General features: G+C 66.7%; 3 protein-coding genes and 1 pseudogene. 3 read left to right on the top strand and 1 reads right to left on the bottom strand.

Annotated elements, in window-relative coordinates; translation table 11 throughout:
* Nucleotides 1-1,102 (bottom strand): Tex-like N-terminal domain-containing protein (locus KH616_RS22525; RefSeq protein ID WP_292252117.1); only part of this gene is annotated, 1,102 nt, incomplete at its 3' end.
* 153 nt (nt 1,103-1,255) lie between these two features.
* Here KH616_RS22525 and KH616_RS22520 point away from each other — a divergent pair.
* From KH616_RS22520 to KH616_RS22510, 3 genes and pseudogenes are all read left to right on the top strand, one after another.
* On the top strand, nt 1,256-1,984 hold the full coding sequence (locus KH616_RS22520; protein WP_292252116.1) for a hypothetical protein: 729 nt from the start codon (nt 1,256-1,258) through the stop codon (nt 1,982-1,984).
* 81 nt (nt 1,985-2,065) lie between these two features.
* Entirely contained in the window at nt 2,066-2,278 is a 213-nt protein-coding gene (locus KH616_RS22515) for a YdcH family protein (protein ID WP_292252115.1), read from the top strand.
* A gap of 55 nt (nt 2,279-2,333) precedes the next feature.
* Nucleotides 2,334-3,965: pseudogene (locus KH616_RS22510) on the top strand (ATP-dependent DNA helicase); the annotation flags it as partial.
* Nucleotides 3,966-4,004 lie beyond the last annotated feature (39 nt).

The following is a 4,004-nucleotide window of genomic DNA, read 5'->3' as shown; positions in this document are numbered from 1 at the left end:
CGCGGCGCGGCTCGTGCGGGTAGATCGTGTCGGTCGCGAGCAGCTTGCCGGTGCGGTCCACGACCGCGACCTTCACGCCGGTCCGCAAGCCGGGGTCGAGGCCGATTACAGCCTTCGGGCCGGCCGGCGCGGCGAGCAGCAGGTCTTTCAGGTTGCGCGCGAACACGCGGATCGCCTCGTGTTCGGCGGTTTCGCGCAATTGCGTGAGCAGTTCGTTCTCGATATGCGGCTGCACCTTGACGCGCCAGCACCAGCGGCACACGTCCGACAGCCATTTGTCGGCGGGACGGTTCTGGTTCGCGATGCCGACATGGCGCGCGATCATCGCCTCGCCGGGATGCGGCACCTGGGCGTCGAGTTCCTCGCCGAGGCCGAGCCTGATCGTCAGGACACCCGCATTGCGGCCGCGGAACAGCGCAAGCGCACGGTGCGACGGCACGGTCTTGATCGTTTCCGCGTAGTCGTAGTAATCGCGGAATTTCTCGCCTTCTTCGTTCTCCTTGCCTTCGACGACTGCCGACGAGACCACGCCCTGGTTGTGCAGGTATTCGCGCAGCTTGCCGAGCAGTTCGGCCGTTTCGCCGAATTGCTCGGACAAGATGTCGCGCGCGCCGTCGAGCGCCGCTTTCACGTCGGCGACACCTTTGTCGGCGTCCACGTAGGCGGCGGCTTCGGTCTGCGGATCGAGCAGCGGATTGCCGAGCAGTGCCTGCGCGAGCGGCTCCAGGCCGGCTTCGCGGGCGATCTGGGCGCGGGTGCGGCGCTTCGGCTTGTACGGGAGATACAGGTCTTCGAGCACCTGCTTGCTGTCGGCGCCGTCGATCGCGGCGCGCAGCTCGTCGGTCAGCTTGCCCTGTTCGTCGATGCTGGAGAGGATCGATGCGCGGCGATCTTCGAGTTCGCGCAGATACAGGAGGCGCTCTTCGAGCTGGCGCAGCTGCGTGTCGTCCAGGTTGCCGGTCACTTCCTTGCGGTACCGTGCGATGAACGGAACGGTCGAGCCTTCGTCGAGGAGTTGCACTGCCGCCGCGACCTGGCGTGGCTGGACGGTCAGTTCGGTGGCGATGCGCTGTACGATCTTGAGTGCTACGGTTTCCGTCATATCGTTGTTGAGCTTCTGCCTGCTGAGATCGCGCCGCCGGCCGGGGCAGGGCCGCCAGGCGAGCCCTTCGGGCCAGGCGCCGCGGGTGAGTGAAGCGGGGCATTTTGCCATAAATGGCAGAGCGTCCATCCGCGGGGTGATAGAATTTGACGCATGTCCCGCAGCTTTCCTACGACGTTGCCAATTTCCCGATTTCCTCTCGTCGCGCTCGCCGCAGCGCTCGCCGCGGCTTTGTCCTTTGGGGCGTCAGGCGTGTTCGCACAGGTCTCGGCCGACGCCGCTCCGGCGCCCGCCGAGGGCGGTGTCGCTCCGAATTTCGACGCGCGTCAAAAAGTGCTCAATCAACGCAGTGCGGAAAACGATTATCGTTATGCCGTGGCCGAGCACGACTGCTACAGCAAGTTCTTCGTCAACGCCTGCCTCGGCAAGGCGCGCGACAGGATGCGGGAGGAGCGTTCGCGCATTCAGCACGAGCAGCTCGCACTTGATGACGAGGAGCGTGCGCTGCGCGCGCAGCAGCGCGATCAGCAAATCGCGCTGAAGGCGGCGCAACATGCGGCGGAGGCGCCGCAGCGTGCGGCGAACGAAGCGGCAAATGCGGCCGCCTATCGCGACAAGCAGCAACAGAACGCGCTGAAGCAGGCGGAGCGCGGCGCGGAAGGCCCGCAGCGCGCGGCGAACCAGCAGGCTTATGAGCAGAAGCAGGCCGACTTCCAGCGCAGGCTCGACGCGGCGCGCCAGCAGGGTGCGCAAAAGGCGCAGGAGCGGGCGAACAACGCCGCGCGCTACGAGAAGAAGCAGCAGGAAGCGGCGCAGCACAAGGCCGACGTGGAGCAGCGCCAGAAGGACGCGGCCGAGAAGGCCAGGCAGCAGGGGCAGTAACGTGTTGGAAGGTTGATCCGGAAAGCAGTCTCAAGCGCACCGGCGCGCATGCCGGTGCGCCGTATCGATGAGGAGGCGAGTATGCAAAACCGTCATGCGGAGCAGCAGGAATTGCACAACCGTTTGGCTTCCCTGGAGGAGCACCACCGCCAGCTGGCTCGCGAAATCGAGCTGAAGGAAGGTCGTTCCGACATCGACGACGTCGCGCTGCATAGGCTGAAGAAGGAAAAGCTGCTGGCCAAAGACAAGATCATCATGCTGCAATCGCAGCTGGAACCGGATAAGCGCGCCTGAGCGCGGCCTGGCAAGCGCCGGCGCCGCCTGGGCGCTGGACACAGGAACGCTTGCCTTGAATTCACCGCTTGAAGCCACTCCCGATGCCCGGCGAGACGATTCGTCCGCCGGGCGCGTTCGTGCGCCCGAAATCACGTATGCGCTGAGCCGCAAGCGCGTCGACGAACTCGACGCGATCTTCGGTGACGGCGGCCTGTTCGCGCGTACGCTCGATGGCTACCGACCCCGTGCGTCGCAGATCGAGATGGCGCGCGCAGTCGCGGCCGCGATGGAAGCGTCCGCGCGCCGGATGCCCGAGCCCGAGATTTTCGACACCCGCAAGCGCCCGTCGCGCCGGTTGCAGAACGAGGCGGACAACGCGGGCGAATCCGGCACCGATGCCGCCGCGCAACCGACCGCGGATGCGGACGCCGACGCGGGCGACAACACGCTGATCGTCGAGGCCGGCACCGGCACCGGCAAGACCTATGCGTATCTCGTGCCCGCGATGCTGTGGGGCGGCAAGGTCATCGTGTCGACCGGCACGAAGCATCTGCAGGACCAGCTGTTCCTGCGCGACATCCCGACTGTGCGCGACGCGCTCGCGGTGCCGGTGACGGTTGCGATGCTGAAGGGCCGTTCGAACTATCTGTGCCATTACTACCTGCAGCGCACCGCCGACAACGGGCGGCTGCCGTCGCGTCAGGACACGGCCTATCTGCAGGAGATCGTCCGCTTCGCGAAGATCACGCGCAGCGGCGACAAGGCCGAACTCGCGAGCGTGCCGGAGAATGCGCCGGTGTGGTCGATGGTCACGTCGACGCGCGACAACTGTCTCGGCCAGGAGTGTCCGCATTACAAGGAATGCTTCGTGATGCAGGCACGGCGCGAGGCGCAGCAGGCCGACGTCGTCGTCGTCAATCATCACCTGTTCTTTGCCGACATCATGTTGCGCGACACCGGCATGGCCGAGCTGCTGCCGAGCGCGAACACGGTCATCTTCGACGAGGCGCACCAGCTGCCGGAGACGGCGACGCTGTTCTTCGGCGAGACGCTGTCGACGACGCAGATTCTCGAGCTGGCGCGCGATACGGTCGCGGAAGGCCTGAGCCATGCGCGCGACGCCGTCGAGTGGGTGAAGCTCGGCGCGGCGCTCGAGCGTGCGGCGCGCGACGTGCGGCTCGCGTTTGCGGACGACACGATCGTGCGCGTATCGCTCGCGCAGCTCGGCGACGATCATCCGTTGTTCGGCGCGCTCGATGCGCTCTAGGCGGCACTCGATGCGCTGGCGTCCGCGCTCGCCAGCCAGGCGGAGCGTGCGGAATCGCTCGGCGCGTGCCTGCGGCGCGCACGGGAATTGCAGGATCTGCTGGCCGGCTGGGTGGCGCCCGGCGCCGCGCAGGCCGAAGCGGACGAGGCAGCGGCCGACGGCGACGATCTCAACGGGAAAGTGCGCTGGATCGAGGTGTTCTCGCATACCGTCCAGTTGCACGAGACGCCGCTTTCCGTCGCGCCGATCTTTGCGAAGCAGCGCGCCGGCGTGCCGCGCGCATGGGTATTCACGTCAGCGACGCTGTCGGTGCGGGGTGATTTCACGCACTACGCGGCTCAGATGGGGCTCAGCGCGCGCCGGTCGATGACGCTTGCGAGCCCGTTCGACTACCAGTCGCAGGGGTTGCTGTACGTGCCGCGCAATATGCCGCAGCCGTAGTCGCCGGCATTTACGGACGCGGTGTTCGACGCGGCG

The organism is Burkholderia sp., from assembly GCF_018375725.1.
GTDB lineage: Bacteria > Pseudomonadota > Gammaproteobacteria > Burkholderiales > Burkholderiaceae > Burkholderia.
Note: the sequence above shows the minus strand (reverse complement) of the source record. Positions and strands in the feature narration are given on the sequence as shown.